The sequence below is a fragment of the Nonomuraea sp. NPDC048882 genome (assembly GCF_040649755.1).
GTDB lineage: Bacteria > Actinomycetota > Actinomycetes > Streptosporangiales > Streptosporangiaceae > Nonomuraea > Nonomuraea maheshkhaliensis.
On sequence record NZ_JBEZGB010000007.1, the window covers coordinates 226,931 to 252,207 of the forward strand.

The 25,277-nt window shown below is 71.3% G+C and carries 27 protein-coding genes and 1 tRNA gene; 15 read left to right on the forward strand and 13 right to left on the reverse strand.

The annotated features are described in order from the left end of the window. Window positions 1–6 precede the first annotated feature (6 nt). The 4 genes from AB0C27_RS25880 (at window position 7) to AB0C27_RS25895 (ending at window position 3,861) form a co-directional block, all read left to right on the forward strand. Window positions 7–762, forward strand: coding sequence for an IclR family transcriptional regulator (locus AB0C27_RS25880; protein WP_357848278.1), 756 nt, complete (start codon window positions 7–9; stop codon window positions 760–762). Further along, on the forward strand, window positions 759–1,703 hold the full coding sequence (locus tag AB0C27_RS25885; protein ID WP_357848280.1) for a sugar kinase: 945 nt from the start codon (window positions 759–761) through the stop codon (window positions 1,701–1,703). Before AB0C27_RS25880 ends, AB0C27_RS25885 begins: the two co-directional genes overlap by 4 nt. A gap of 57 nt (window positions 1,704–1,760) precedes the next feature. Beyond that, entirely contained in the window at window positions 1,761–2,135 is a 375-nt protein-coding gene (locus AB0C27_RS25890) for a BlaI/MecI/CopY family transcriptional regulator (RefSeq protein WP_106248898.1), read from the forward strand. A gap of 73 nt (window positions 2,136–2,208) precedes the next feature. After that, window positions 2,209–3,861, forward strand: a complete 1,653-nt coding sequence (locus tag AB0C27_RS25895; protein WP_357848283.1) for a catalase — start codon at window positions 2,209–2,211, stop codon at window positions 3,859–3,861. 106 nt (window positions 3,862–3,967) lie between these two features. Here AB0C27_RS25895 and AB0C27_RS25900 read toward each other — a convergent pair whose 3' ends face one another. From AB0C27_RS25900 to AB0C27_RS25920, 5 genes are read right to left on the reverse strand one after another with little or no spacing between them, the layout of a single operon-like run. Then, a complete protein-coding gene (locus tag AB0C27_RS25900) occupies window positions 3,968–4,900 on the reverse strand; it encodes a dihydrodipicolinate synthase family protein (RefSeq protein ID WP_357848285.1) in 933 nt (310 codons plus the stop codon). Further along, complete coding sequence (locus AB0C27_RS25905; protein WP_357848287.1) at window positions 4,897–5,886, reverse strand: ABC transporter ATP-binding protein; 990 nt, start codon at window positions 5,884–5,886, stop codon at window positions 4,897–4,899. Before AB0C27_RS25905 ends, AB0C27_RS25900 begins: the two co-directional genes overlap by 4 nt. After that, window positions 5,879–7,825 carry a dipeptide/oligopeptide/nickel ABC transporter permease/ATP-binding protein gene (locus tag AB0C27_RS25910; protein ID WP_357848289.1) on the reverse strand — a complete coding sequence of 649 codons (1,947 nt, stop codon included), beginning with the start codon at window positions 7,823–7,825 and terminating at the stop codon, window positions 5,879–5,881. The genes AB0C27_RS25905 and AB0C27_RS25910 overlap by 8 nt, the downstream gene beginning before the upstream one ends. Next, complete coding sequence (locus AB0C27_RS25915) at window positions 7,822–8,781, reverse strand: ABC transporter permease (protein ID WP_357848291.1); 960 nt, start codon at window positions 8,779–8,781, stop codon at window positions 7,822–7,824. The genes AB0C27_RS25910 and AB0C27_RS25915 overlap by 4 nt, the downstream gene beginning before the upstream one ends. After that, a complete protein-coding gene (locus AB0C27_RS25920) occupies window positions 8,778–10,385 on the reverse strand; it encodes an ABC transporter substrate-binding protein (RefSeq protein WP_357848293.1) in 1,608 nt (535 codons plus the stop codon). Before AB0C27_RS25920 ends, AB0C27_RS25915 begins: the two co-directional genes overlap by 4 nt. Window positions 10,386–10,524: 139 nt before the next feature. Between AB0C27_RS25920 and AB0C27_RS25925 the strand changes: the two genes are divergently transcribed. Further along, on the forward strand, window positions 10,525–11,235 hold the full coding sequence (locus AB0C27_RS25925; RefSeq protein ID WP_357848295.1) for an FCD domain-containing protein: 711 nt from the start codon (window positions 10,525–10,527) through the stop codon (window positions 11,233–11,235). A gap of 22 nt (window positions 11,236–11,257) precedes the next feature. On the opposite strand, the gene AB0C27_RS25930 is transcribed toward AB0C27_RS25925, so the two are convergent. Further along, complete coding sequence (locus AB0C27_RS25930; protein WP_357848297.1) at window positions 11,258–11,839, reverse strand: HD domain-containing protein; 582 nt, start codon at window positions 11,837–11,839, stop codon at window positions 11,258–11,260. Between the two features lie 50 nt (window positions 11,840–11,889). On the opposite strand from AB0C27_RS25930, the gene AB0C27_RS25935 reads away from it, so the two are divergent. The 3 genes from AB0C27_RS25935 (at window position 11,890) to AB0C27_RS25945 (ending at window position 13,736) form a co-directional block, all read left to right on the forward strand. Further along, window positions 11,890–12,744, forward strand: coding sequence for a DUF4429 domain-containing protein (locus tag AB0C27_RS25935; RefSeq protein ID WP_357848299.1), 855 nt, complete (start codon window positions 11,890–11,892; stop codon window positions 12,742–12,744). Window positions 12,745–12,895: 151 nt separating this feature from the next. Next, window positions 12,896–13,327, forward strand: a complete 432-nt coding sequence (locus AB0C27_RS25940; RefSeq protein ID WP_357848301.1) for a nucleoside deaminase — start codon at window positions 12,896–12,898, stop codon at window positions 13,325–13,327. Window positions 13,328–13,403: 76 nt separating this feature from the next. Continuing rightward, window positions 13,404–13,736, forward strand: a complete 333-nt coding sequence (locus AB0C27_RS25945; RefSeq protein ID WP_346106110.1) for a hypothetical protein — start codon at window positions 13,404–13,406, stop codon at window positions 13,734–13,736. A gap of 73 nt (window positions 13,737–13,809) precedes the next feature. Here AB0C27_RS25945 and AB0C27_RS25950 read toward each other — a convergent pair. From AB0C27_RS25950 to AB0C27_RS25960, 3 genes are all read right to left on the reverse strand, one after another. After that, window positions 13,810–13,883, reverse strand: a tRNA-Lys gene (locus AB0C27_RS25950). Between the two features lie 77 nt (window positions 13,884–13,960). Next, a complete protein-coding gene (locus AB0C27_RS25955; protein WP_357848303.1) occupies window positions 13,961–14,887 on the reverse strand; it encodes a nucleoside hydrolase in 927 nt (308 codons plus the stop codon). Between the two features lie 250 nt (window positions 14,888–15,137). Beyond that, window positions 15,138–15,530, reverse strand: coding sequence for an OsmC family protein (locus AB0C27_RS25960; protein ID WP_357848305.1), 393 nt, complete (start codon window positions 15,528–15,530; stop codon window positions 15,138–15,140). A 51-nt stretch (window positions 15,531–15,581) separates the two neighbouring features. On the opposite strand from AB0C27_RS25960, the gene AB0C27_RS25965 reads away from it, so the two are divergent. Both AB0C27_RS25965 and AB0C27_RS25970 read left to right on the forward strand, forming a co-directional pair. Beyond that, the gene (locus AB0C27_RS25965; protein ID WP_357848308.1) at window positions 15,582–16,295 is read left to right on the forward strand and encodes a hypothetical protein; all 714 of its coding nucleotides are present in this window, start codon (window positions 15,582–15,584) and stop codon (window positions 16,293–16,295) included. A 50-nt stretch (window positions 16,296–16,345) separates the two neighbouring features. Further along, window positions 16,346–17,191 carry an FAD:protein FMN transferase gene (locus AB0C27_RS25970; protein WP_357848310.1) on the forward strand — a complete coding sequence of 282 codons (846 nt, stop codon included), beginning with the start codon at window positions 16,346–16,348 and terminating at the stop codon, window positions 17,189–17,191. 43 nt (window positions 17,192–17,234) lie between these two features. Here AB0C27_RS25970 and AB0C27_RS25975 read toward each other — a convergent pair whose 3' ends face one another. Continuing rightward, window positions 17,235–17,510, reverse strand: coding sequence for a hypothetical protein (locus AB0C27_RS25975; RefSeq protein WP_346106100.1), 276 nt, complete (start codon window positions 17,508–17,510; stop codon window positions 17,235–17,237). A 129-nt stretch (window positions 17,511–17,639) separates the two neighbouring features. On the opposite strand from AB0C27_RS25975, the gene AB0C27_RS25980 reads away from it, so the two are divergent. Both AB0C27_RS25980 and AB0C27_RS25985 read left to right on the forward strand, forming a co-directional pair. Beyond that, complete coding sequence (locus AB0C27_RS25980; protein WP_357848311.1) at window positions 17,640–18,020, forward strand: phage holin family protein; 381 nt, start codon at window positions 17,640–17,642, stop codon at window positions 18,018–18,020. Window positions 18,021–18,027: 7 nt separating this feature from the next. Then, window positions 18,028–19,521, forward strand: a complete 1,494-nt coding sequence (locus tag AB0C27_RS25985; protein ID WP_357848313.1) for an aromatic amino acid ammonia-lyase — start codon at window positions 18,028–18,030, stop codon at window positions 19,519–19,521. 42 nt (window positions 19,522–19,563) lie between these two features. Here the strand turns inward: AB0C27_RS25985 and AB0C27_RS25990 are convergent, their stop codons facing one another. After that, the gene (locus AB0C27_RS25990) at window positions 19,564–20,556 is read right to left on the reverse strand and encodes a LacI family DNA-binding transcriptional regulator (RefSeq protein ID WP_357848315.1); all 993 of its coding nucleotides are present in this window, start codon (window positions 20,554–20,556) and stop codon (window positions 19,564–19,566) included. Window positions 20,557–20,760: 204 nt separating this feature from the next. On the opposite strand from AB0C27_RS25990, the gene AB0C27_RS25995 reads away from it, so the two are divergent. Continuing rightward, window positions 20,761–21,756: an amidohydrolase gene (locus AB0C27_RS25995; protein WP_357848317.1), complete on the forward strand. Its 996-nt coding sequence runs from the start codon at window positions 20,761–20,763 to the stop codon at window positions 21,754–21,756. Next, window positions 21,753–22,298 (forward strand): cysteine dioxygenase family protein, encoded by a 546-nt coding sequence (locus AB0C27_RS26000; protein WP_357848319.1) that lies wholly within the window; start codon window positions 21,753–21,755, stop codon window positions 22,296–22,298. Before AB0C27_RS25995 ends, AB0C27_RS26000 begins: the two co-directional genes overlap by 4 nt. A gap of 12 nt (window positions 22,299–22,310) precedes the next feature. Here the strand turns inward: AB0C27_RS26000 and AB0C27_RS26005 are convergent, their stop codons facing one another. Together AB0C27_RS26005 and AB0C27_RS26010 are read right to left on the reverse strand one after the other, a co-directional pair. After that, entirely contained in the window at window positions 22,311–22,973 is a 663-nt protein-coding gene (locus tag AB0C27_RS26005; RefSeq protein WP_357848321.1) for a hypothetical protein, read from the reverse strand. A gap of 19 nt (window positions 22,974–22,992) precedes the next feature. Continuing rightward, window positions 22,993–24,165, reverse strand: a complete 1,173-nt coding sequence (locus AB0C27_RS26010; RefSeq protein ID WP_357848323.1) for an MFS transporter — start codon at window positions 24,163–24,165, stop codon at window positions 22,993–22,995. A gap of 68 nt (window positions 24,166–24,233) precedes the next feature. Here AB0C27_RS26010 and AB0C27_RS26015 point away from each other — a divergent pair, with 68 nt between their 5' ends. Then, window positions 24,234–25,223, forward strand: coding sequence for a LacI family DNA-binding transcriptional regulator (locus AB0C27_RS26015; RefSeq protein ID WP_357848324.1), 990 nt, complete (start codon window positions 24,234–24,236; stop codon window positions 25,221–25,223). The last annotated feature ends 54 nt before the right edge of the window (window positions 25,224–25,277 follow it).

A 25,277-nucleotide genomic window follows, 5' to 3' on the forward strand; every position in this document is an offset into this window, starting at 1 on the left:
GGGCGCGTGCCAGAACGCAACCAGTCCGCCTCGCTCAGACGCGCCCTGGCCGTGCTGGAGCACGTGCGCGAGCATCCGGGCGTCTCGCTCACGCAACTCGCCGATGCCGTGGGCCTGTCCAAGAGCACGGTACTGCGCCTGTCCGCGCCGCTGGTCGAGGCCAGGCTGCTCGAACGCGACCGCGAGACGGGCGCCTACCGCCTGGGCCACGGCACGCTCAGCCTCGGCCAGTCCTACCTGGCCACGCTCGACCTGCGCTCCGTCGCGGCCGAGGAGTCGCACCGGCTGATGACCGAGGTGCGCGAGACCGTCCACCTGGTGGTCCACGACCCGCCGCACGTCGTCTACATCGACAAGGTGGAAAACGCGGCCAGCGTCCGCATGGCCTCGCGCATCGGCAGCCGCAGTCCCCTCCACTGCACCGGAGTCGGCAAGGCCATCCTGGCCTGGCTGCCCGAGGAGACCGTGGCCGGCCTGACCCTCGAACCGCGCACGAAACACACGATCACCGACGCCGAGCGGCTGCGCGCGGACCTGGCGCACATCAGGCGGCGCGGTTACGCGGTCGACGACCGCGAGAACGAACCCGAGGTGCGGTGCGTGGCCGCGCCGATCTTCAACCACGACGACGCCGTGACCGCGGCCATCTCCGTCTCCGGCCTCACCTCGCGGATCACCGCCGCGCGGGTGCGCGAGCTGGGGCCGCTGGTGGCCGGCGCGGCGGCGCGCATCTCCAGAAAGCTAGGTAGTCAGAACCGATGACCGAGCTGGTGACCTTCGGCGAGACCATGGCGCTGTTCGCCGCCAGGCGCACGGGGCCGCTGCGCTTCGCCCGCGACTTCGACCTGGGTCTGGGCGGCGCCGAGTCCAACGTGGCGATCGGCGTGGCCCGCCTCGGGCACGGCGCGACGTGGGTGGGCCGGGTGGGCGCCGACGAGTTCGGCGACCTCATCAGGGCGACGCTGGCCGGCGAGGGCGTGGACGTGCGCGCCATCCCCGACCCCGGCGCGCCCACCGGCCTGATGATCAAGGGCAGGCGCACGGCCGACCTCATCGACGTGCGCTACTACCGCAAGGGCAGCGCCGGCTCGCGGCTGTGCGCCGCCGACCTCAACGCCGAGCTGATCAGGTCCGCCCGGGTGCTGCACGTCTCCGCCATCACCCCCGCGCTCTCGGACTCCGCGCGTGATGCCGTACGCCACGCGATCGGCGAGGCCAGGGCCGCGGGCGTACTGGTCTCGCTCGACGTCAACTATCGCAAGGCGCTGTGGACGCCCGAGGAGGCCGGGGCCTGGCTGCGCGAGGCGATCGGGAGCGTGGACGTGCTGTTCGCCACCGAGGCGGAGGGCCGGCTCATCGCCGCCGTCGAAGGGGCCGAAGAGCTGGCCAAGGCGCTGGCGGGGATGGGGCCGCGGCACGTGCTGATCAAGTTCGGCGCCGAGGGGGCCATGGAGTTGTCCGGCGGCGTCGTACGGCGGGCGGAGCCGTACCGGGTGAGCGAGGTCGACTCGGTCGGGGCCGGCGACGCCTTCGCGGCCGGCTGGCTGGCGGACTGGCTGGCGGGGGCCGAGCCCGAGCGGCGGCTCAGCACGGCGTGCGCGGCGGGGGCGTTCGCGGTCACCTCGCAGGGCGACTGGGAGAGCCTGCCCCGCCGTGCCGACCTCGACCTCCTGCGCCGCCCCGCCGACGGCGTCAACCGCTGACCGCCCCGAGCGGGCGGTGCACCGGTTGTGCGGGGCGGCAACCCGTAGCATGTGTGCATGAAGCGGCCGCTGGGAGAGCTCGAGTCCACGATCATGGACAGGATGTGGTCCTACCGCAGGCCCGCCTCCGTCCGTGACGTGCTCGAAGACCTCCGTACGGAGCGCGAGATCGCCTACACCACGGTCATGACCGTGATGGACAAGCTCCACACCAAGGGCCTGCTCAAGCGCGAGCCGGTCGGCCGGGCCTACGTCTACGAGCCGATCGCCACCAAGGAGGCCTACACCGCGGAGCTGATGCGCCACGCGCTGGCCGGCAGCGGCAACCAGGCCGCCACCCTGGTCCACTTCCTCGAACGCCTCACCCCCGAGGAGGCCACCGCGCTGGAGGCCGCCCTCCAGGTCGTCCCGCCGGGCAGCCGCCGCGGATAGCGGATCTTTGCCCGTTTCCGTTCCGGCCTTGAGGGCAGGCGGGGAAAACCTCGTCCGGGGGAAGGGAAACGCGATGACAGACGTCTCTGGCCAGGGCTCGCCGCCCGACGACCAGCGTGAGGTGCTCACCAACAGGCAGGGGCACCCGGTCTACGACAACCAGAACCAGCGCACGATCGGCCCGCGCGGCCCGGCCACGCTGGAGAACTACCAGTTCCTGGAGAAGATCAGCCACTTCGACCGGGAACGCATCCCCGAGCGCGTGGTGCACGCGAGGGGCGCGCTCAGCTACGGCTACTTCGAGGCGTACGGCAAGCTCGGCGACGAGCCGATCGCCCGCTACACGCGCGCCAAGCTGTTCCAGGAGGCGGGCAAGCGCACCGACGTCGCCCTGCGCTTCTCCACGGTGATCGGCGGGCGCGACTCGGCAGAGACGGCCCGCGACCCGCGCGGCTTCGCGATCAAGTTCTACACCGAGGACGGCAACTGGGACCTCGTCGGCAACAACCTGGCGGTCTTCTTCATCAGGGACGCCATCAAGTTCCCCGACGTCATCCACTCGCTCAAGCCCGACCCCGTCACCTTCAGGCAGGATCCGAACCGGATCTTCGACTTCATGTCGCAGACGCCCGAGTGCATGCACATGCTGGTCAACCTGTTCAGCCCGCGCGGCATCCCCGCCGACTACCGGCACATGCAGGGCTTCGGCGTGAACACCTACCGGTGGGTCAACGCCCAGGGTGAGACGCACCTGGTGAAGTACCACTGGATGCCCAAGCAGGGCGTGCGCAGCATGACCGCGGCCGACGCCGCCGCCGTGCAGGCGGAGGACCTGGGTCACGCCACCAAGGACCTGTACGAGGCCATCGAGCGCGGCGACTACCCCGAGTGGGAGCTGCTGGTGCAGGTCATGAGCGACGACGAGCACCCCGAGCTGGACTTCGACCCGCTCGACGACACCAAGACCTGGCCGGAGAACGACTTCCCCGCGCTGCCGGTCGGCCGTCTGGTGCTCAACCGCAATGTGCAGAACCAGTTCGCCGAGAACGAGCAGGCGTCGTTCGGCACCGGCGTGCTCGTGGACGGGCTCGACTTCTCCGACGACAAGATGCTGGTCGGGCGGACGTTCTCCTACAGCGACACGCAGCGCCACCGGGTCGGCCCCAACTACCTGCAGCTCCCGGTCAACCAGACGAAGGCGACCTGCCGGACCAACCAGCGCGACGGCCAGATGACGTATTTCGTCGACTCGGGCGGCGAGAGCCCGCACATCAACTACGAGCCCTCGCTGCGCGACGGCCTGCGCGAGGCGCACTATCCGCATCCGGACGAGGTCGGCCCGCAGATCAGCGGGCGGCTCACCCGTAAGCGGATCCCGCGCACCAACGACTACAAGCAGGCCGGCCAGCGCTATCTGCTGATGCAGGAGTGGGAGCGCGACGATCTGGTGCTCAACTTCGTCACGGCGCTCAAGCAGTGCGACCGGGCCGTCCAGGAGCGCATGGTCTGGCACTTCCTGCTGGTCGAGGACGACCTGGGGCTGCGCGTGGGCGAGGGTCTCGGCATCACGCCCGACGACCTGGCCGGCCTGGAGCCGCTGCGGGGCCAGGATCTCACCGACGAGGACCGCGACCGCCTGGCCAAGCTGGGCAGGAACGGCCCCCGTGACGTCGAGGGCCTGAAGATGACGCACTGCGTGCCGAACGAGCGGGCCGCCCGCGCCTGACCCGCCGGCCTGATCCGCCGCTCCGACCTGCTGCTCTGACCCGCCGCTCCGACCTGCTGCTCTGGCCCGCCGCCCCGGCACGTCCGCCGGCGCGGCGTCAGAGCGGTCAGAGCAGGCCCGCGCCCGCCAGCAGCTTGCCGATCCGCCCGATCTCGTCCTCGTTCAGCGGGGTCTGCGGCAGCGCGGTGACCGGGCAGTCGATGACGCCGCGCAGGTGCAGCGCGGCCTTGAACGCGCCCAGCCCCGACGAGCTGCCGCCCATGCGGGCGCCGCCGACGTGCACGATGCCGAACAGCCTGGCCAGGCGCTCCTGCTCCGCCCTGGCCGCCTGCCAGTCGCCGCGCGAGGCGCTGCGGTACAGCTCGACGTAGCCGTGCGGGTCCACGTTCCCGAGCCCGGGTACGACGCCGTCGGCGCCCATCCACAGCGCGGAGTCGACGGTCACCTCGGACCCGGTGAGGACGCTGAAGGGCGGCCGGCGCCCCAGGATGACCGCGCGCAGCCCGCCGTCGTCGCCGCTGGAGTCCTTCACCCCGGCCAGTGCGCCTTCCGCGGCCAGTTCGAGCAGCAGGTCGGCGCTCAGCTTGGTGTGCACGGACACCGGCAGGTCGTAGGCGTAGAGCGGCAGCCCGGTCCGCGCGGCGATGGTCCTGAAGTGGGTGCGGATCTCGTCGGGATGCGTACGCGTGTAGAACGGCGCGGTCGCCACCAGCCCGGCCGCCCCCGCCTCGATCGCGACCCTGGCGTGCTCCAGGACGCGCGGCGTGGTCATGTCGATCACCCCGGCCAGCACCGGCACCTGCCCGGCGACGTGCCCGATCACGGTGTCCAGCACCGTGCGCCGCTGCGCGTCGGTCAGGTACGCCACCTCCGACGAGGACCCCAGCACGAACAGCGCGTCCACCCCGCCCCCGACCAGATGATCGACCAGCCGGACCATCGAGGCGATGTCCACCTCGTAATCGGGGGTCATGGGGGTGCAGACCGGGGGGATGACTCCGGCCAGTGCGGCGGATCGGGCGGCGGCAGAGGTCGTCATGCATGCTCCTGGATCAGTTCGAGGTCGGTGGCGCCGGCCGCCACCGGGTGATGGCAGTGGAAGAGGTGCTCGTCCTGGACCCGCGCGGCCGGCCATTCGGCCGCGCAGACGTCGTCCGCCCGCCAGCACCGCGTACGGAACGGGCACCCGCTGGGCGGCCTGGTGGCCGAGGGCACGGCGCCCACCAGCGGGATCGGGTTGATCGGCGAGATCAGGCCCGGCGTGGCCGAGAACAGCGCCCGCGTGTAGGGGTGGCGCGCGCCCAGCGGGACCGCGGCGGCGGGGGTCTGCTCGACGATGCGGCCCAGGTACATGGTCACGACCCGGTCGCTCATCCTGCGTACGGTCTGGATGTCGTGCGAGACGAACACCAGGGCCAGGCCGAGCCGTTCCTTCAGGTCGAGCAACAGGTTGAGGATCTGCGCGCGGACGGACACGTCGAGGGCGCTGGTCGGCTCGTCGGCCACGACCAGCTCGGGTTCGAGCGCCAGCGCCCTGGCCACGGCCACCCGCTGCCGCTGGCCGCCGGACAGCTGGCTCGGCAGCGCGTCGGCCGCGTTCGCCGGCAGGCCGACCAGGTCGAGCAACTCGCGCACGCGGGCGTCGCGCTGGGCGGGGGTGCCGCGCCCGTGCACGTTGAGCGGGTCGCGCAGCACCTGACGGATCGGCAGCCGCCGGTTGAGCGCCGTGGACGGATCCTGGAAGATCATTCCCACACTGGACCCGATCAGTGCCCGCCGCTCGGACTCCTTCATCCCCCACAGCTCACGGCCGCGGAAGGTGACGCTGCCCGAGACCGGCCGCTGCAGCCCGACCAGCACCTTGGCCAGCGTGGACTTGCCGCAGCCCGACTCCCCCACGATCCCGACCGTCTCGCCGGCGCCGACCGTGAGGCTGGCGCCGGTCAGCGCGTGCACGCGGTCGCGCGAGAACAGCCCGCCCGAACGGGCCTTGTGCACGACGTGCACGTCCTTCAGCTCAAGCATGCTGCTCACTCCTCACCAGCTCCTGCGCCGGATGGTGACAGGCGACACGATGCGTCTCGTCCCCGTCCAGCACCGGGCTCTCGGTACGGCACACGTCGGTGGCCATCGGGCACCGGTCGGCGAACCGGCAGCCGGGCGGGAAGTCGGCCGGCGCCGGCACCACGCCGCGGATCTGGGTCAGCCGCTCGGCCCCCGACTCCAGCGACAGCACCGAGCCGAGCAGGCCGCGGGCGTAGTGGTGGGCGGGCGCCCCGACCAGGGCGGCGGTGACGCCGGTCTCGACGATCTGGCCGCCGTACATGACCACGACCCGGTCGGTCACGTCGGCGACCAGCGCGAGGTCGTGGGAGACCAGGATCAGCGCGAAGCCCAGCTCCTCCCGCAGCTTCAGCAGCAGCTCGATGACCTGTGCCTGGACGGTGACGTCGAGCGCGGTGGTGGGCTCGTCGGCGACAATCAGCTTGGGGTCGCGCGAGAGCGCCATCGCGATCAGCACCCGCTGCCGCTGCCCGCCGGACAGCTCGTGCGGGTAGGAGGTCAGGGTGCGGCGGGCGTCGAGGCCGACGAGTTCGAGCAGCTCGGCGGGGGTGCGCCGGCCGCCGCGCCGGGTGAGCTGCTTGAGCTGGGCCTTGATGGTCATGGCCGGGTTGAGCGAGGAGAGGGCGTCCTGGTAGATCATCGCCATCTCGTGCCCGAGCAGCCGGCGGCGGGCCCGTTTCGACTCCGCCAGCAGCTCGCGCCCGTCGAAGCGGATCTGGCCGCTGACGCGGGCGTCGCGGGGCTGCAGGCCCATCACGGTCAGCGCGGTCAGCGTCTTGCCGCAGCCCGACTCGCCGACCAGGCCGAGCACCTCCCCCGGGCGTACCTCGAAGCCGATGCCGTCCACGATGTCGACGCCTTCCGCGAACCCGATCCGCAGCCGTTCGACGGTGAGGATCGGCGGGCCCTGCGGCAGCGGGCGGGCCCGCTCGGCGAGCCTGCGCGCGGCCTCGGCCAGTCCCGGCAGTTCGACGACCTCGCCGGAGCCGGGGGTGGCCCGCTCGAAGGCGTCGTCCTTGCGGGCGACCGGCTTGCGCGCGGCCGGGGCGGCCCAGGCGTCGGAGATGCCCTCGGACAGGATGTTGAGCGCGAGCACGGTGACGAGGATCAGCAGGCCGGGGAAGACCGTGGCCCACCAGCCGCCGAGCAGCACCATGTTCTTGCCGTCGGCGATGACGCTGCCCCATGAGGGGTTCGGCGGGCGTACGCCGGCGCCGATGAACGACAGCGACGCCTCGAACACGATCGCGTCGGCCACCATGACCGTGCAGAACACCAGCACCGGCGCGGCGCAGTTGATCGCGACGTGCCTGATGAGGATGTGCGGAGTGCGGGCGCCGATGATGCGCTCGGCGGCGACGTAGTCCTCGCCGTACTGGGCGATCACGTTGGCCCGCACGACCCTGGCCACGGACGGCATGTAAAGGAAAGCCATGGCCATGACCAGCACCGGGATGCTGCCGCCGAACACCGCCACGAGCACGGCCGCGAGGGCGATGCCGGGGAAGGCCATGACGACGTCGAGCAGGCGCATGACGGTCTCGTCCACGGCCCGGCGCGAGGTGGCCGCGACCGCGCCCACGATCGCGCCGGCGACCAGGGCGAGCCCGGTGGCGCCGAGGCCGATGATGAGCGACCAGCGGGCGCCGTACAGGAGCCTGGACAGGATGTCGCGGTTGGCGCTGTCGAGCCCCATCCAGTGCTGGGCGGAGGGGCCGCCGCCGGCGGCCTCCTGGAAGTACGGCGAGTGCGGCGCGATCCACGGCGCCAGCAGCGCCGCCAGCACGACCACGGCGACGATGCCGACCGCCACCCACGACAGCGGCTTGAGCCGGCGGAAGCCGACGCCCGGCCTGGACAGGCGCTCGGCCAGCCCCCCTCGCAGCTGGAACCGGTTCATGTGGCGCTCCTGAGGCGGGGGTTGACCAGCAGATACAGGACGTCGACGACCAGGTTGACGACCATGAAGCCGATCGCGATGGTCAGCACCACGCCCTGGACCACCGCCGGGTCACCGTCGCGGACCGCGTTGATCATGAGCTGGCCCATGCCGGGCAGCCCGTAGATCGTCTCGATCACCACGGTGCCACCGATCAGGTAGCCGATGCGCAGGCCGAGCACGGTCAGCGGGTTGATCAGGGCGTTGCGCAGCACGTTCCGGCCGACGACCACGATCATCGGCAGCCCGCTGCCGATCGCGGTGCGGACGTAGTCGCGATCCAGCTCCTCCACCATCGACGTGCGGATGACGCGGATGAGCTGGGCGGCGATCGGCAGCGACAGTGACAGGGCGGGCAGCGTCATCGACTGCAGCCACCCGGTCACCGAGTCGGCCGGGTTGATGTAGCCGCCGGTCGGGAAGAGCCCCTCACCGACGGCCAGCCACTGGATCATCAGCAGCGCCAGCCAGAACGCCGGCGCCGCCACCCCGATCAGCGACACCACCCGGATCACCTGGTCGGGCCAGCGGTCGCGGAACAGCGCCCCCGTCACGCCGAACGCCAGCGACAGCACCACGGCCACCACCAGCCCGAGCAGCGTGAGCTGCAGGGTCAGCGGCAGCGCGGTCATGACCGACTCGATGACCGGCTTCTTCGTCAGCACGCTGGTGCCCAGGTCGCCCTGCGCCAGGTCGGCGACGAAGCGCACGTAACGGACGGGCAGCGGGTCCAGCAGGCCGTTCTCCAGCTGGAACTGGTGGATCTGCTCGGGGGTCGGGTTCGCGCCCTGGAAGTAGGCGTACTCCGGCTTGCTGCTGGAGAAGCGCATGACGATGAACACGAACGCGATCACGCCGAGCACCAGCGGGATCAGGATGAGGAGCCGCCGCAGCAGCATCCGGGCGACGAGTGTCATGTCCTCTTGGCCTGCAGCAGGGTGATGCCGGGGTACGGCTGGGCGCGGACGCCGGACAGCTTCTTCGGGTCGTAGGCGGTCATCAGCTCGTTGTGCACGACCGGGTAGAGGATGGCCTGCTCAGCCACGAAGTCCAGATATTTGTGGATCAGCTCGGTTCGCTGGGCCTTGTCCGTCTCCTTGCCGGCCTCGTCCATCATCGCGAACAGCTTCTCGGCGTCCTTGGTGCCGTCCCAGTGGGCGTACTTCATCCACAGGCCGCCGGGCACGTAGTTGTAGTGCAGGATCAGGTCGGCGTCCATGCCGAACTGGTTGGGGTTGGAGGCCGCGGCGACGGCCTGGTAGTCCTGCATCTGGTCCATCTTCGTGAACAGCGCGGCCGTGTCCTGCGGCTCCAGCGTGGTCTTGACGCCGACGGCCTCCCAGGAGGCGGCGATCGTGGGCAGGCAGTCCACGATCCAGCTCACGTTCACCGCCATCAGGTTGATCGTCAGGTCGGTGACCCCCGCCTCCTTCAGCAGCGCCTTGGCCTTGTCCGGGTCGTAGTCGTAGACGACCGAGGCGCGCTTGTGGTCGGGGTGGCCCTCGTTGAGGAAGGAGCTGGAGGCCGTGCCGTGGCCCTTGAGCGCCACGTCGATCATCTTCTGCTTGTCGATGGCGTAGTGCAGGGCCTGGCGCACCCGAATGTCGTCGAACGGTTTGGTCGCGGTGTTGAACATCAGGAACATGTGGTTCATGCCCTTGCCGCCCTCGACCGTCAGGCCCTGCTGCTTGAGCTGGTCGACGTTGGCGTACGGGATGTTGTCGGCGATCTGCGCCTCGGCCGAGCCGCCGGAGATCTTGGCCACGCGGGCGGCGGCGTCCACGATCGTCAGCCAGTTCATCTTCTTGACCGTGGCCGGGCGCGGCCCGTTGTAGCCGTCGAACGCCTCGAACGCGGTGTTGGACTTCGGGTTGTGCGCCGCTAGCTTGTACGGCCCCGACCCCACCGCCTTGCCGCCCTTGGCCTGGTCCCAGGCGCCCGGCCGGCCGAACACGTGCTTCGGCATGATCTTGGCGATGGTCAGCCGCGGCGCCGCGTCCGGGAAGGCGAACTTGAACACCAGCTCCACGTTCTTGTCGTCCACCTTCTTCACCTCCTTCAGCCAGGTCCTGAAGAAGTTGCCGATGAGCACGTTCGCCTCGGGGTCGAGGACCCGCTCGAACGTGAAGACGACGTCGTCGGCGGTGACGGGCTGCCCGTCGTGCCACTTGGCGCCGTCCCTGAGGGTGAACGTCCAGGTGGTCGCGTTCAGGTCGGACGGCAGCGCGGTGGCCAGCGCCGGGTACGGCTCGCGCGTGATCGGGTCGGTGTCGAGCAGGCCCTCGTAGATGTGGTTGATCCCCGCCATGGCGAAGGCCGAGGCCGTCTGGGTCGGGTCCCAGCTCTGGTCGTTGCCGTACCCGATGACGGCGGTGATGAGGTCCTTGTCGGATCCGGCGCCGACCGACCCGGTCGAGGCCGGGCCTCCTGAACAGGCGGAGAGCGTGGCCGCGATGAACGCCGCCGCCCCGCTGGCCCCGCTGTAACGCAGGAAGTCGCGGCGGCTGAACTCAGAGCTCACGGATGCCTCCAAGGGGGACGAATGTAGAACGTGGGACATCCCATGTCCTATGTTTTGCGTAAGGTGGACGCTAAACGCCGCACCTGCGTCAGGTCAACGGAAGATTTCCGGATTGTTACCTACGATGAAAGGAACCTTCATGACCACAGTCCCGCGCCCGGCGCGTCCCAGCCGCGCCGTCGAGGCCCAGGAGGGCGTCAAGGATCTCATCGTGCGGCGCGGGCTGATCGCGGGCGACCCCCTGCCCACCGAGTCGGAGCTCATGGAGGAGCTCCACGTCAGCCGCAACTCGATCAGGGAGGCGCTGAAGGCCCTCCAGGCGGTGGGCATCGTGGACATCCGCCACGGTTTCGGGATGTTCGTCGGCCGGATGTCCCTCACGGGCCTGGTGGACGAGCTGACCTTCCACAGCCGCATCACCCTCCAGAACGGCGCCAACCACCTGGCCCACCTGATCGACATCCGCGAGATCCTGGAGAGCGGCCTCGTGGTGCGGCTGATCGAGCTCGGCCCCGACGCCGACCTGACGCCGGTCGCCGAGGTCATGGCCAGGATGGAGAGCGAGGCGCAGGCCGGCCTGGTCTCCCCCGAGACCGACCGGCTCTTCCACGACCTGCTCTACCGCCCGCTGGGCAACCCCCTCGTCACCACGCTGCTGGGCGCGTTCTGGGACGTCTACTACCAGCTCCGCGACGCCTTAGGAGCGCCGGACGAGCCCCCGGCCGACGTGGCCAGGCGGCACGGCGACATCTACACCGCCGTACTCGCGGGCGACCGCGATGCCGCCCGGGCCGCCGTGGAGGCGCACTTCCTGGGCGTACGCAACCGCGCGGCCCGGATCGAGGGGTGACCACGAGGCTCCCCACCAGTGCTCAGGCGGGCCAGCGCTCCACTCGCCGCCACCGCCCCCGCCACTCGCTGAACCACTTCGCGTACCACGGATGCGCGCCCGCCAGCGGCATGACGTACGCGACCGTCTCCATGTAGTAGCGCCGCTGGAACCGCCACGGCATCCGCTGCAGCTCCTGCACGTTGCTCACCCGATCCGACAGCTTGACCAGCACGGCCCCCTGCGGCGCCCGGACCAGCGAGGCGAGATAGTCGGCCTTCGCCCCGCCGCGGGGCCTGGTCACCCACCGCACGAGCGCCGCCACCTCAAGCCCGAACCTCCGCGCGATCTCCGCCTCGGTGCAGGACGTGTCCTCCAGCACGTCGTGCAGCACGATCGCGACCAGCACGTCCCGGTCGACCAGCCCGGCGCCCGACACCGCCACCTCCAGAGCCTCCAGCAGATGCTCCAGGTACGGGCGCCCGGTGGGCCGCTGCTGCACCCCGTGCCGGCGCCCGGCGAACGTGACCGCCTCGCACAGGTCCCGCACCGTGGGCTCGGGCAGCGCCGCGCTCAGGGGGCCCTCCGCGTGCGCCCAGGACGGCCAGCTCGTGAAGATCTCCATCAGGCTCCTTCGTCTGCGATCGTGCCGCGAGCGTGTCCTAGGCTGAGAATATGGCCGAGATCGCCGTCCCCGACGGGTCATGGACGTTCGACGGGCAGCTGCTGCGCATCGTCCCCGGCAGCGGCAAGGAGATCGACGAGCTGCGCAGGACCCTCGGCGAGGTGAGCGTGCCGCTGGAGGCCGTCGCCGCCGTGACGTTCGAGCCGGCCCGCAAGGGCGGCCACCTGCGGTTGCGGCTGCGCAAGGGCGCCGACGCGCTGTCCGACGTCGTCGCCGGCACGCTCACGCCGCCCGCCGACCCCTACCGGCTGGCCGTGCCGAAGAACCGCGTCGGGGCCGCCGAATACTTCGCCGACGAGATCCGCGACACCCTGCTCATCGAGCAGACGCCCGGCGACCCCTGCGACCGCTACCTCTTACGCGTCCCCGACGTGCCCATCTCCGCCACGGCCGGAGACGGCACGGCGCTCTTCGACGGCGAGCGGGTGCGGCTGGAGTGGACCGGATGGGCCGCGTCCGAGAAGGAGAAGGCGGGGCCGCGCGAATACCCGCTGGCCGAGCTGACCGGCGTGGAGTGGAAGCCGCAGAGCGGCATGAGCTACGGCACGCTGCGCTTCCGGGTCAAGGGCGAGGGCCCGGTGCAGCAGCCGCAGAAGGATCTGCGGTGTGTGTCGTGGGGCATCCAGCGCTTCGGCGGCTCGACCGCGCTGGTCGCCGCCGCCGTGCTGGCCCGGCTGCCGCGCGAGGCGCCCGAGCCGCCCGCGCCGCCGGTCGCCGACGACGTCCACGACGCGGTCCTGCGCCGGCTGACCGAGCTCGGCCGGCTGCACCAGTCCGGGGTGCTGACGGACGAGGAGTTCACGACGGCCAAACAAGCCATGATCCGCCGCCTCCAGGAGTCCTGACCCGCCTCCAGGAGTCCTGACCCGCCCGCACGGGCCATGATCCGCCGCCCCAGGAGTCCTGACCCGCATGTTGTGGGCCTCTCGTGGCAGTCTGGTCCCCTCACGGGCAGAACCGTGAGACCCGGATCCACCCCGAGGAGCGAACGACACCGTGACCCACGACGAGGAGAAGCTGCTGCACCGCGCGATCGAACTGGCCGCGCAGGCCAGGGCCGGCGGCAACCCGCCGTTCGGCTCGCTGCTGGCCGGCCCCGACGGCGCCGTACTGGCCGAGGAGCGCAACAGCTCGCTCACCGACCGCGACATCACCGCCCACCCCGAGCTGAAACTGGCCCGCTGGGCCGCCCGCGAGCTCACCCCTGAGGTGGCGGCGGCCACCACGATGTTCACCAGCTGCCAGCCCTGCGGCATGTGCGCGGGCGCCATCGCCCGCTCAGGTCTCGGCCGCGTGGTCTACGCGCTGTCCGGTGAGCAGCTCGACGGCCTCAAGCCGCCCGGCACCGGCTTCACCGACGCCCCGGCCGAGGGCCCGGCCCTGTACGACGAGGCCCGCATCCCGGTCGAGGGTTACTACAGCGAATAATCGATTTCCCCCTGGCGACTCTCCGCGTACGATCGGCAACGGAAAGTGATCGTCGATCTCTGGTCCAGGAGGGGCAATGTCCAAGGGAATGCGCATCACGGCGGCCGTGGCCGGGTCCGTCGCACTGCTGTCGGCGGGGCTCACCGCACCCGCCACAGCGGCGGCGGCCACGGTGCTGCACTGCGACACCTTCGTCCACCACAACGACAACTACGTCGGCATCGCGATGTGCTCCAACCCCACCGGCCAGACCTGGAGGTTCCGGGCCGTCGTCACCTGCGGCTGGGCGCCGGACGTCGTCGGCGAGTGGGTGACGCTGCGGCCACGTGACTCGGGGCAGTCGCAGGGCGCCTGCGGCCGCCTCGGCACCGGCGTCGGGGCCGTCGGCGTCGACGAGCGCCTCGTCTGAAGCTCGTCTGAAGCGGCGGGAACGACAACGGGCACTGTCCAGAAATTGGACAGTGCCCGGTGGCGATGATGGGTGCGCCGCCAGGGACTCGAACCCCGGACCCGCTGATTAAGAGTCAGCTGCTCTGACCAACTGAGCTAGCGGCGCAACAAGGGAAACTCTATCAGCCGCCAGACAGTGCCCGCACCGCGTCAGCCCGATCGCTCGGCTCGCGCGAACGAGCGTCAGCCCAGGCGCACCGCCAGCTTCTCGTACGCCCCCACCACCAGGTCCCAGAACGCCGGCACGTCCACGGCGGTCGCCACCAGCGCGTTGGCCGTCCGGTCCCCGACCTTGAAGTCGGTCACGGTCATGCCCCTGGTGAACTGCCCGGCGGTCTCCACGTTCACCACCGCAGGCACGCACGTGAACAGGGACGGATCGACCACGTACGCCACCGCGCACGCGTCGTGGACGGCCGGCCCGCTCACCTCGGTGACCACCCCGTAGGACTGCGCCGCGGGCACGAGCAGCTCGGACAGCCGGCCGAGCGGCCGCATGCGGTCCAGCACGGCCGAGGTCACCGCCGCCGTCAGCGTCACGTCGAGCCCCAGCATGGTGACCGTCCACCCGGCCTCGAACACGATCGCGGCGGCCTCGGGGTCGGCCAGCATGTTGAATTCGGCCGCCGGGTTGTGGTTGCCACGGGTGTAGGAGCCACCCATGATCACCAGGTCGCGGGCCCATTCGACGACGCGGGGCTCACGGCGTACGGCGAGGGCGAGGTTGGTCAGCGGGCCGACGGCCACCAGCGTGATCTCACCGGGGGCGGCCCGCAACGTCTCCACGAGGTAGTCGACCGCGTGCCCGTCAGCCGGGCCCCGCTCAGGAGCGGGCAGCACCACGTCGCCGAGCCCGGTGGCTCCGTGAACATGGGTGGCCCTGACCGTGTGCCGCAGCAGCGCGCCCGCGCTGCCCGGCGTCACCGGCACCTCGCCCAATCGCAGGAACTCGCGCAGCGCCAGCGCGTTCGCGGTGGTCAGCTCCAGGTCGACGTTGCCGCCCACCGTGGTCACACCGACGAGGTCGAGGGTGTCGGAGCAACCGGCCGCCAGGGCGAGGGCGAGCGCGTCATCGATGCCGGGGTCGCAGTCAATAACTATCTTCTTCACATAACCGGAGGATACGCATGGATCGGGCCGGGCAGTTCCCCCAAAGCTGCCCGGCCCGATCGGCGGCGGTCCAGGTCGGCGCTTTCCCCCAAAAGCACCGACGGGCCCGCACTCGCGAACCGCGGTCCCCCTCCGCGTCCGCTTCGGTGAAGGTCTCTGGGCCAGTCGCAGTGCTCCTGACCTGCTACAACGCTACCGAGACGAATGCAACGGTCGCGTCATAACGGGGTCGAATATCTGTTTAATCCGCCTACGGAAGCTCCAATCGAACCTCCGTGCCCTCTTCCAGCGACCTGCTCACCGTGCAGTACTTCTCGTGCACCCGCGCGGCCACCGCCCGGAACACCTCGTCGGCCTCCTCCGACGGCAGCTCGACGTCGTAGGTGACCGTGACCGGGCCCAGCCGGTTCGGCTCGACCTTCTCCGCGCCGACCGTCATGGCCAGCCGCACCAGCCGATGCCCTCGTTTGGCGGTCAGCGGCTCGACGGTCACGATGTTGCACCCGCCCACCGCCGCCAGCAGCAGCTCGACCGGGGTGAACACCCCTTCCTGGTCGCCGCCACCGATCGCCACCTCGGCGCCTCGGGCGTTCGTAGCCCGGAATCCGCCCTCTTCAGTCCGCTCGACACGCACGTTAGCCATGTTTCAGACCCTACTCAGAATGCTTTCATGTTCGTTCAGCAAGGTAAAAGCATGGCTAGCGAGGCGAATGCTCATCAGGGTCCGATCCTCTTCTGGTCCGGGGTCGCGGTCGCCGAGTTCGGCGCGATCCAGCCGGGTTTCGGCTATCCGCAGACTCCGGCCGCCTACGCGGCCGTGGCGCTCGTCGTGGCGCTCGGCTGGCTCAGCGTCAAAGCGGCCGACCTCCTGCGTACGGAGGAGGCCGGGCAGCGGCTGCGGCTCGGGAGCTACCTGGCGGGCGCGCTGCTGGTGGCACACCAGTTCAGCTCGACCGCCTCGATGAACAGCCCGCTCCGGGTGGGCGCGCTCGTGCTGTACACGCTGGCCGCCGTGATGGCCGTACGCAGCCACCGCGCCCCCGTCACCGGGCGGCCCGTCCTGCTGATCGCCACCGGGCTCGACCCGCGCGCGTTGCGTGAGCGCCTGGTCCCGCAGGCCGGGGCCACGTCGGACATCGTGGCGGTCTACCGCGCCGACCGCGCCACCGCCGAGCTGCGCGAGCTGGAGTCCCGCTTCGGTCTCATCCTCGTCGTGGGCGACGAGCATGATCCCGCGGTCAAGGAACGGGTGAGCGCCTCCGGGCTGCGCCGGCAGATCCCCGACATCGCCGAGCGCGAAGTGGTGGTGGCCGGGCCGCGGCAGTTCAAGCGGTACGTGGCCGGGGCGTTGTCACGCCTGGCCATCCCGAAGTCACAGATTCATTTCGAAATCGGCCACCGGGTTTAGGCCCACCATACGGCCGGTCTGAGAGCGTGGACGCCGGACAAGGAGGCACGATGACGATCTCTCATGACGCCGGGTCCACGACGACCGCGTCCATAGCGAGTTCCGACGTCGCGGAGCCCGCGACGGTCTTCCCCGGCAGTGCCCGGGTGGAAATGGTCATGGGTATGCCGGTCAGCGTCGACATCCGCACGGCCCTGCCGGCCCGCGAGCTGATCCCCCTCCTCGACGACGCGTTCGCCTGGCTGCGCTGGGTGGACGACACCTTCAGCCCGGTCAAGGAGGACAGCCAGATCGGCCGGCTCAACAGCGGCCGCACCATCAGGCAGATTCCCGAGCTGGTCGAGGTCCTGCACCGCTGCGACGAGCTCAGCGAGGCCACCGAGGGCTACTTCGAGGCCCGCATCAACGGCATGATCGACCCGTCCGGCTACATCAAGGGCTGGGCTCTCGAACGGCTCTCCCGCGCTCTGTCCAACGCCGGCGCCGGCGACCACCGCATCACCGCGGGCAACGACATCAGGGTGCGCGGCTCGGCCAGCCCCGGCATGCGCTGGCGCGTCGGCGTGCGTGACCCGCGCGACGGCGTCGTCCGCAAGGTCGTCTGCGCCCACGACCTCGGCATCGCCACCTCGGGCGGCGCGCCGGTGGTCAACCCGCGCACCGGCGAGGTCCAGGACGGGCTCCGCGCGGTCACGGTCATCGGCCCCGATCTCGGCCTGGCCGACGCCTACGCCACCGCCATCTTCGCCATGGGGCCCATGCCCGGGCGCCGCTTCGCCGCCGACCTGGCCCGCTCGGGGCCGTACGAGACGATGATCGTCCTTCCGGACGGGCAGGAGGTGACGACGCCCGGCTTCGCCGACCACGGCGGCGCACAATCCCGCCTGGCCGGCTGACCGCCCGCGCGTACGCCACCGGGGATCTCGGGACGCGGGAGGGTCAAGCGTCGGGATGCTTGCGCAGATAGTCGATGTAGATCGGCCGCAGCGCCTCGCCCAGCTTGCCCTCGCCGGCCGCGAGCGCGTCGCTGAGGAGCGCCGAGACCTTGCTGAGGTCGTTGGCGCTCTCGTTGGGGTGACCGCTGGCGGCCTCGGCGGCCGGGATCACCTTCAGCAGCTCCCACAGAAACCCCAGGTCCCCGTGGCGTACGGCGTAGCGCACCGCCCGATCGTGCAACTCGGCGGCCGGCATCGTCTCAAGCCCGTTGGCGTCCATCTCACTCCTCCCCTGCAGCCTCTTCCCCGATGGACCCACCATAACCAGCGACTACGCACGGTAACCGATGGGCATCGTAGTGACGGCACCCCTATCGAGCGGCGAGCTCCAGTGGGAGGATCATCCAGCGTGAGATTCATCATCAGAACCATCGCAGCGGCAGTGGCCCTGTGGGTGGCCATCCAGTTCATCGACGGCATCGACGTGAACGCCCCCACCAACACGGCCAGATACTGGGGCGTCCTGCTGCTCGTGGCCTTGATCTTCGGCCTCATCAACGCGATCGTCAAACCCATCGTGAAGGCGCTCGGCTGCGCGATCATCGTCTTGACGCTGGGCCTGTTCCTGCTCGTCATCAACGCGGCCATGCTGCTGCTGACGAGCTGGATCGCGGGCGAGCTCGACATCCCCTTCCACGTCGACAACTTCTATCCGGCCGCGTTCTGGGGGGCGGTCATCATCAGCGTCGTCAGCTGGCTGCTCGGCCTGTTCATCCCCGACAACGACTGATCCTCCAGTGGAGCTCGACGGCGCCGGCCTGACCTGCGCGAAGGTCCACCAGGCCGGATACGACGGCGCCCGGGTCACGATCGCCTCCCTCGATCGGGCCCGGGCCGCGTGGGCCGTCGCGCAGGGGCTGACCGGCCCGGTGTACGGCAGGAGCACCGGGGTGGGCGCCAACAGGGACGTGGTGATGGAGGGCGCGGGGCTCGACCTGCTGCGCAGCCACGTGTGCGGGGCCGGGCCGCCGATCGAGCCGGCCAGGGCCAGGGCGATGCTCGTGGTCCGGCTCAACCAGCTGCTCGCGGGTGGCTCCGGCGTGGACCCGGCCGTCTGCCGGGCGCTGGCGTACGCGATCAACCACGGCTACACCCCGCCGCTGCGTACGTACGGCGCCATCGGCACCGGCGACCTCACCGCCCTGGCCACCACGGCCCTGTGCCTCCACGGCGAACTCCCCTGGCACCACGAACCCCCGGCCCCCACCACCCCGCCCGGCACCCCGCCCGGCACCGCCGGCCCGCCCGAGCCTGTCCATCCCGGAGAGCCCCGCCGGCCCGGCGGGACGGCCGGCCCTTCCGCGTCCGGCTGGGATGGCGGGGCGCGGCATCACACGCCTGGCCGGCCCGGTGAGGCGCGGCATCAGACGCCCTCCGAGCCGCCGCACCATGCCTTCGCCTCCGGTGACGCGCTGCCGTTCATCAGCTCGGGGGCCGCGACGCTCGCCGACGCGGCCATCGCCTGCCACCGGCTGCGCCGGCTCCTCGACGCCGCCATCGACGTGGCCGCGCTGTCGTTCACCGCCGTGGACGCCTCCGCCGAGCCGCTGGCCGCCGTCGTCCAGGAGGCCCGCCCGCATCCCGGTCAGGCCGTCGTGGCCGCACGGCTGCGCGGGCTGCTCGCCCACGAGCCGACCACCCGCGTCCAGGACCCGTACGGCTACCGTGCCTTCGCCCAGGTGCACGGCGCGGCCATGGACGCGCTCGACCGCGCCACCACCACGGTGGAGATCGACCTGAACGCCTCCACCGAGAACCCGCTCTTCGCCGAGGGCCTGGCCTGGCACAACGGCAACTTCCACGCCGCTCCCGTGGCGCTGGCCCTGGACGCGCTGCGGGCCGCGCTCGTGCAGACGGCCCAGCTCAGCACGGCCCGCCTGGCGACCCTCATGGACCCCGCCTACACCGGCCACCTGCCGTTCCTGGCCGACCGCCCGGGGGCCTCGGGGGTGCTGATCCTGGAGTACGTGGCCCAGGACGCCCTGGCCGAGCTGCGTCACCTGGCGAACCCGGTGACGACGGGCACGGCGGTGATCTCGCGTAGCGCGGAGGACCACGCCGGTTTCGCCACGCAGGCCGCCCGGCACGCGCTGCGCTGCCTGGAGCCGCTGGAGATCGTGCTGGCCTGCGAGCGTACGGCCGCCACCCGCGCCCTGCACGCCTCGGCCCCCGACCGCCCCCTCACCGCCGACCTGGAGACCTCCCGCCAGGCCCTGACCCGCCACCTCTGACCGGCCACCTCTGACCGGCCCAGCGGGTTTCGGAGCGGAGGGTCAGGAGGTCAGGCGGGTGACCGAGCCCCGTTCGCGCAGTGTCGGGGTCTGCATGACGCGCCGCCGGCGGGTGCCGCCGTCGGCCGCCGCCGAGATGAGCCGGACCGCCGCGCGGACGATGCCGTCGATGTCCCAGTCGACGGTGGTGAGCCCCGGCGTAAGCAGGCCCGACATCGGATGGTCGTCGTAGCCCATGACGGAGACGTCGTCGGGCACCGCCAACCCCAGCTCCTGCGCCGCCGCGTAGACCCCGTAGGCGATCGAGTCGGCGAAGCAGAAGACGGCGCTCGGCCGCTCGCGGGTCAGCAGCTCGCGGGCCGCCGCAGTGGCTCCGGCCAGCCCGTGGGGCGCGGTGGCGACCTCGATGTCGAGCCCCAGCCGGTCGGCCTCGGCCGTGACGTGCACGTCGGCGGGCCGGTCGGGCGTGCTGGCCCCGGTGGAGGTCAGGACGGAGATGCGCCGGTGACCGGAGGCGCGCAGGTGCTCAAGGGCGAGCGTCACCCCGCGCCGGTTGTCGAAGACGACCTCGCCCGCCGTGCCGGCGATGGAGTCGCCGATCGCGACCACCGGCACCGACTCGCACAACTCGGACCAGAACGCCGCCGCCGGATCGATCGACTGCACGATCAGCCCGTCGACACGCTGGTCACGCAGTTGCTGGGCCAGCGCCCGCTCCCTGGCCGGATCGCCGACCGCGTCGAGGATCAGCGCGTAACGGTCCTTCTCCCGCAGGCTCCGGCTGATGCCGACGGCCAGCGCCTGCTGCCACAGGTCCTCAAGGGAGCCGCAGAGCAGGCCGATCATCCCGGTGCGTCCGCTGGCCAGCGCCCTGGCGATGGGGTCGGCCTCGTAGCCGAGCTCGGCGGCCGCCGCGCGCACCCGCTCCATGGTCTCCTCCGACACCTGCAGTCCGCGTAGCGCGTAGGAGACGGCCGCCGGTGACAGGCCGGTGGCCTGGGCCACCTCACGAATGGTGGCTCTCTTGCGAGGCATTACGCCAGCTTATTGCGTGGCACCGACAGAAGCCGATTTCCCGTCACCCGGCTGTCGGGTTTCCGAGCTGGGCCGGCCGTTGACAAGACCCTTGTGAAGCGGTTCACTGAACCGTATCAGTGAAACGGTTCACCTCCAAAGCGACACAGCGTAGAGCGTTTACATGTATTGTGAGTAGGAAATAGCGGAAGAGGGGAGGCCGCCATGAGCATCGACGTGCATCAGCACCTGTGGACCAGCACGTTCGTCGATGCTCTGCGCGCCCGTACCAAGCCGCCCTACCTCGACGGCTGGACGCTCATCCTCGACGGCGAGCCCCCGTACGAGGTCGATCCGGTCGATCACGAGCACCGCGACACCACCGGGCTGGAGCTGGCGCTGGTGTCGCTGTCGAGCCCGCTCGGCATCGAGTTCCTGCCGCCCGAGGAGTGCTGGCCGCTGATCGACGCCCACCACGACGGCGGCCTGTCGCTGGGCGACCCCTTCGGGGTGTGGGCGGCCACCTGCCACAGCGAGCCCGACCCCGACCGCCTGGCCAAGGACCTCGACCGCGGCCTGGCCGGCCTGCAGATCCCGGCCACCGCGACGCCCGACGACCGGCTCCTCGAAGTGCTGACCGCCAGGGACCTGCCGCTGTTCGTGCATCCCGGCCCGGCCCCCGCACCGGCCTTCGCGCCGGCGGGGACGCCGTCGTGGTGGCCCGCGCTGGTGCCGTACGTGCAGCAGATGCACGCCTCGTGGCACTACTTCCACGCCGTCGTCCGGCCGCGCCATCCCCGGCTGCGGGTCTGCTTCGCGCTGCTCGCCGGGCTGGCGCCGCTGCACTCCGAGCGCCTGATCGCCCGTGGCGGCGGGGGGCGCGGCCTGGTGGACCGCGACTTCTTCGTGGAGACCTCCTCGTACGGGCCGCGCGCGATCGACGCGATCGTCCGCGAACTCGGCATCGACGTCGTCGTCAACGGCTCCGACGCCCCCTACGCCACCGCCCCCGACCCCGGCCTCGGCGCGGCCGCCGCCCACGCCATCAGGACCGTCAACCCAGCCCGCTTGCTTGGCGAGGGAGTGCCGTCGTCTGGAGGAGCGGAGGGAGCGCAGCGACCGGAGCGGGGGAAGACGGCGGCATCTGGCGACCGAGCCCGCCGCCCGCAGGGCGGCAAATCAGACGCTGACAGCAAACGCGAAGGGAGACTCCGTAAGTGAGCACCACCACTGACCAGATCCAGGGCGGGAGTACCTGTGCGGGGCTCCCTGAGCGCACTCTCGACCGTCGCGAGCTGCGCGACCTGGTGAACGACCTGGCCGCGCACCCCGAGGAGTGGCGTGACCAGGTGGACTTCCCCGCCGACGGCGGACGTCACTACGCCTCGCTCTACCGCGACGCCTACGTGGACGTCTGGCTGCTGTGCTGGCGTCCCGAGGACGACACGGGCTGGCACGACCACGACATCTCCTCGGGCGCCGTGCACGTGGTGCGGGGCGCGCTGCGGGAGTGCAACCCGCGGATCGGCGGCGAACATCTGGAGACGGTGGTGCCGGCGGGGGAGTCGTTCTCGTTCGGGCCCGACCACATCCATCGGCTGACGGGCGCGGTGGACGAGAGCGTGTCGATCCACGCCTACTCGCCGCCGCTGTGGCGGCTGGGGCAGTACTCGATCGACGGGACCGGCGTCATGCGCCGCGTCTCGGTCAGTTACGCCGACGAGCTGCGCCCGATGGACGACCCGATCGGCTCGGTGGCCTGAGGTTTTGCCGCTCTACCGCTCGCGATGGGGCGGCAGCAGGACGCAGCAGCTGCCGCAGGGCTCCACGTCGGGCAGGGTGATCCACAGGCAGCAGGTCCTGCGGAAGTAGTCGTCGCCGGCGGGCTCGATGAGCCCGTCGACGGGCCGGCCGAGCTCGTGCAGCAGTCTCATGTAGTCGCCGGGCACGATCGAGGTCAGCGGGTGGGCGATCGCCTCCGCCGTGGAGCCCCACAGCGTGCGCTCGCCCACCTTGGCCAGGGCTCCGATGGCCTCGACGAGGGGCCGCTGCGACTCCTCCAGCGCTCCGGAGATCGCGGCGGCGCCGGCGTCCCAGCGCACGCGCGTGGCCGCGATCGTGACCCCGGCGCCGGACTCCTTGAACCACGTGTCGGCCAGGCGCATGATCGGCACCCGCCCGTCGAGCGCCCAGCCGAGCGCCATCGGCAGCGTGTGCCAGTAGCTGTAGGTCTTCCAGAACAGCGCCGCGCCGACGTGCCGTGGCGCGTTCCAGCGCGCGGCGGTGTCGTCGATGAGCCGCCCGAGCAGCGGGTACGGCTCCCGCAGCAGCTCTTCGGCCCGGGTCCAGCTCTCGTCGGGCGAGATGACCAGGCCGGGCTCCACGCCGAGCACCCCGCCGCGCGAGTCGGCGAGCCGCTGGAGCGTCTCGGTCAGCACGCTGCGTCTCCCGGGAAGGCTAGGGGGCGGACCTGATCAACGTACCAGGGCGTCCGGCGAACCAGCCGGCCACGAGCTGCACCCCGACCACCCCGAGTCCCACGACGAGGGGCATCGTCCAGGACCCCGACACCTGCCGCAGAAACCCGAACAGCAGCGGCCCCAGCGCGGCGATCACGTACCCGACCGACTGGGCCACGGCCGACAGCGCGGTCACCTCTGTGGGGTCGGCCGGGCGCAGCGCGATGATCAGCAGGGCCAGCGCGAACGAGGCCCCCTGGCCGATCCCGAGCACGATCATCCACAGCCACGGCACGGTGGTCGGGGCCAGCAGCACGCCCAGGTACCCGAGGACGGTCAGCACGCCTGCGCCCATCACGTACGGCACCTGCGAGGCGCGCCGCCCGGCCAGTACGGGCACCGCCAGGGAGGTGCCGACCTGGACCAGGTTCGTCAGGCTGAGCAGGTAGCCGGCCTGGTCGGCGGCGAGGCCGGCTTCGAGGTAGATCGTCGGCAGCCAGGCGAGCATGACGTAGAAGGTCAGGGACTGCAGGCCCATGAGGGCGGTGACGTACCAGGTGACGCGGCTGCGCAGCACCGCGCCGAAGGGGCGGGGGCCGTTCTGCCCGCCGGGCCGCCCGCGCAGCGCCTGCGGCAGCCAGAGCAGCGCCGCCAGCAGAGCGGGGACGGCCAGGAGCGCGGAGACGCCGCGCCAGCCGTACCCGGTGGTGTGCTCGATCGGGACCACGAGAGCGGACGCGGCCGCGGCGCCGGCCACCACGCACGAGACGTAGACGCCGGTCATCAGGTTGATCCGGTCGGGGAAGTGCTGTTTGACGATGCCGGGCATGGAGACGTTCATGACCGCGATGGCCGTGGCGGCCAGGGCCGAGCCGAGGTAGAGCACGGGCGCACCGTCAAGGCCGCGTAGCGCCAAGCCGGCCGCGATGACCAGCAGCCCGGCCAGCAGCGTGCGGTCGAGCCCCACGCGGCGGGCGAGCACCGGCGTGAGCGGCCCGAACACCCCGAGGCAGACCACCATGACCGTGGTGATCGCGCCGCCACCGGCGGGGGTGAGGCCCACGTCGTCCATGATCTCGTCGAGGAGCGGCGAGAGCCCCGCGATGGCCGGTCGCAGGTTGAGCGCGGCCAGGGCGAACCCCGCCACGAGCAGAGCGGATCTGAACGACATAGAGGACCACTCTCGCATAACCTGTTGACAACGTTGTCTATCGGCCCTGATTAGGGAATGATCCAGGCGTGAGACCGACGATGAAGGACGTGGCCTCGGCGGCGGGCGTGGCGCTCAAAACCGTCTCGCGCGTCGTGAACGGCGAGCCGGGCGTGCATCCGGAGACGGCCGAGCGGGTGCGGGCGGCCATCGACCGGCTGGGCTACAGCCGCAACGAGAGCGCTCGGGTGCTGCGCAGGGGCACGACCGCCACGATCGGGCTGGTCATCGAGGACGTGGCGGACCCGTTCTACGCGGGGCTGAGCCGGGCGGTGGAGACCGTGGTGATCGACCACGGCTGCCTGCTGCTGAGCGGGTCGTCCGGGGAGCAGCCCGGCAGGGAGCGCGAGCTGGTCGAGACCTTCTGCGCGCGCCGCGTGGACGGGCTGATCATGGTGCCGGCCGGGGACGACCACACCTACCTGCGCCCCGAGCTGGAGGCGGGCACGCCCGTGGTGTTCGCCGACCGGCCGCCGGGAGCGGGCATCGACGTGGACACCGTGCTCAGCGACAACGTGGGCGGCGCCAGGCAGGCGGTGCGCCACCTGCTGAGCCACGGTCACCGCAGGATCGCCTTCCTCGGCGACGATCCGGCGATCTTCACCGCGGCCGGGCGGCTGCAGGGCTACAAGGAGGAGCTGGGCGGGCTCTTCGACCAGCGGCTGGTCTCGATGCGGACGCCCACGCCCGAGGCGGTGCGGGCGGCCGTGGACCACATGTTCGACCTGGACGACCCGCCGACGGCGGTGTTCACCGGCAACGGCCGCTGCACCGTCACCACCCTGCGGGTGCTGGACGGGCGGCGGCCCGCGCTGGTGGGGTTCGACGACTTCGAGCTGGCCGACCTGCTCGACCCGGGGGTGAGCGTGGTGGCGCAGGATCCGTCCTGGATGGGGCGGGTCGCGGCCGAGCTGCTGTTCCGCCGCCTGCGCGGCGACACGGGACCGTCGGAGCACATCGAGCTCCCGGTACGCCTCATCCCGCGCGGCTCGGGCGAACTCACCCCCGGAGACCTGTAGACACCCGCACGAGCGCCGACCGGCGCCACCGCACAGGCGTCGCGCACGGGCTTC

Coding starts and splice junctions, on each gene's coding strand:
- AB0C27_RS25975 (WP_346106100.1), bottom strand. CDS start 17,510: ATGGACGCCAACGGGCTTGAGACGATGCCGGCCGCCGAGTTGCACGAT.
- AB0C27_RS25995 (WP_357848317.1), top strand. CDS start 20,761: ATGAGCATCGACGTGCATCAGCACCTGTGGACCAGCACGTTCGTCGAT.
- AB0C27_RS25890 (WP_106248898.1), top strand. CDS start 1,761: ATGAAGCGGCCGCTGGGAGAGCTCGAGTCCACGATCATGGACAGGATG.
- AB0C27_RS25990 (WP_357848315.1), bottom strand. CDS start 20,556: ATGCCTCGCAAGAGAGCCACCATTCGTGAGGTGGCCCAGGCCACCGGC.
- AB0C27_RS25910 (WP_357848289.1), bottom strand. CDS start 7,825: ATGAACCGGTTCCAGCTGCGAGGGGGGCTGGCCGAGCGCCTGTCCAGG.
- AB0C27_RS25970 (WP_357848310.1), top strand. CDS start 16,346: ATGACGATCTCTCATGACGCCGGGTCCACGACGACCGCGTCCATAGCG.
- AB0C27_RS25930 (WP_357848297.1), bottom strand. CDS start 11,839: ATGGAGATCTTCACGAGCTGGCCGTCCTGGGCGCACGCGGAGGGCCCC.
- AB0C27_RS25915 (WP_357848291.1), bottom strand. CDS start 8,781: ATGACACTCGTCGCCCGGATGCTGCTGCGGCGGCTCCTCATCCTGATC.
- AB0C27_RS25895 (WP_357848283.1), top strand. CDS start 2,209: ATGACAGACGTCTCTGGCCAGGGCTCGCCGCCCGACGACCAGCGTGAG.
- AB0C27_RS25885 (WP_357848280.1), top strand. CDS start 759: ATGACCGAGCTGGTGACCTTCGGCGAGACCATGGCGCTGTTCGCCGCC.
- AB0C27_RS25905 (WP_357848287.1), bottom strand. CDS start 5,886: ATGCTTGAGCTGAAGGACGTGCACGTCGTGCACAAGGCCCGTTCGGGC.
- AB0C27_RS25960 (WP_357848305.1), bottom strand. CDS start 15,530: ATGGCTAACGTGCGTGTCGAGCGGACTGAAGAGGGCGGATTCCGGGCT.
- AB0C27_RS25925 (WP_357848295.1), top strand. CDS start 10,525: ATGACCACAGTCCCGCGCCCGGCGCGTCCCAGCCGCGCCGTCGAGGCC.
- AB0C27_RS25900 (WP_357848285.1), bottom strand. CDS start 4,900: ATGACGACCTCTGCCGCCGCCCGATCCGCCGCACTGGCCGGAGTCATC.
- AB0C27_RS26010 (WP_357848323.1), bottom strand. CDS start 24,165: ATGTCGTTCAGATCCGCTCTGCTCGTGGCGGGGTTCGCCCTGGCCGCG.
- AB0C27_RS25945 (WP_346106110.1), top strand. CDS start 13,404: ATGTCCAAGGGAATGCGCATCACGGCGGCCGTGGCCGGGTCCGTCGCA.
- AB0C27_RS25935 (WP_357848299.1), top strand. CDS start 11,890: ATGGCCGAGATCGCCGTCCCCGACGGGTCATGGACGTTCGACGGGCAG.
- AB0C27_RS25965 (WP_357848308.1), top strand. CDS start 15,582: ATGGCTAGCGAGGCGAATGCTCATCAGGGTCCGATCCTCTTCTGGTCC.